Below are 1173 nucleotides of genomic sequence, written 5' to 3' on the forward strand. Positions count from 1 at the left end.
TCGGCGCACCAAAGCAGAGGCTCAGCCTCAGCGATCCACGAGTGCGTGCGTGGGTATTTCAGATCATCACCATCGTGGCGGTGGTCTCCCTGGGCTGGTATCTGTTCGATAACACCCAGACCAACCTGCAGCACCGGGGCATTACCTCCGGTTTCGACTTTCTGGAGCGCAGTGCCGGTTTCGGCATCGCTCAACACCTGATCGACTACACCGAAGCGGACAGTTATGCCCGTGTGTTCGTCATCGGCCTGCTCAACACCCTGCTCGTGACCTTCATCGGCGTGATCCTGGCGACGATCCTCGGGTTCATCGTCGGTGTGGCGCGGTTGTCGAAGAACTGGATCATCGCCAAGCTGGCGACGGTGTACGTGGAGGTCTTCCGTAACATTCCACCTCTGCTGCAAATCCTGTTCTGGTACTTCGCGGTCTTCCTGACCATGCCGGGCCCGCGCAACAGCCACAACTTCGGGGACACCTTCTTCGTCAGCAGCCGCGGCCTGAACATGCCGGCCGCGCTGATGGCGGACGGCTTCTGGCCGTTTGTGGTCAGTATCGTGGTGGCCATCGTCGCCATCGTGCTGATGAGCCGCTGGGCCAACAAGCGTTTCGAGGCGTCCGGCGAGCCTTTCCACAAGTTCTGGGTCGGCCTGGCATTGTTCCTGGTGATCCCTGCACTGTGCACGCTGGTTTTCGGCGGGCCTGTCCATTGGGAAATGCCAAAACTGCAAGGCTTCAACTTCGTCGGTGGCTGGGTACTGATCCCGGAACTGCTGGCGTTGACGCTGGCGCTGACCGTGTACACCGCCGCATTTATCGCCGAGATCGTGCGCTCGGGCATCAAGTCCGTCAGCCACGGCCAGACCGAAGCGGCGCATTCGCTGGGCCTGCGCAATGGTCCGACCTTGCGCAAAGTGATCATCCCGCAAGCCCTGCGCGTCATCATTCCGCCGCTGACCAGCCAATACCTGAACCTGGCGAAAAACTCCTCGCTGGCAGCCGGTATCGGTTATCCGGAGATGGTGTCGTTGTTTGCCGGTACGGTGCTGAACCAGACCGGTCAGGCGATCGAGGTGATTGCCATCACCATGAGCGTGTACCTGGCGATCAGTATCAGCATTTCCCTGCTGATGAACTGGTACAACAAGCGCATTGCGCTGATCGAGCGGTAAGGAA

At 59.9% G+C, this 1173-nt stretch carries 1 protein-coding gene; it reads left to right on the top strand.

Annotation, left to right across the window (positions count from 1 at the left end; translation table 11 throughout):
* On the top strand, positions 1–1169 hold a 1169-nt coding region (locus tag ACRESJ_RS12775), incomplete at its 5' end, for an amino acid ABC transporter permease (protein ID WP_431758203.1).
* Positions 1170–1173 lie beyond the last annotated feature (4 nt).

Origin of the sequence: Pseudomonas sp. (genome assembly GCF_050739655.1) — a bacterium.
In the GTDB taxonomy this organism is placed as follows: Bacteria; Pseudomonadota; Gammaproteobacteria; order Pseudomonadales; family Pseudomonadaceae; genus Aquipseudomonas.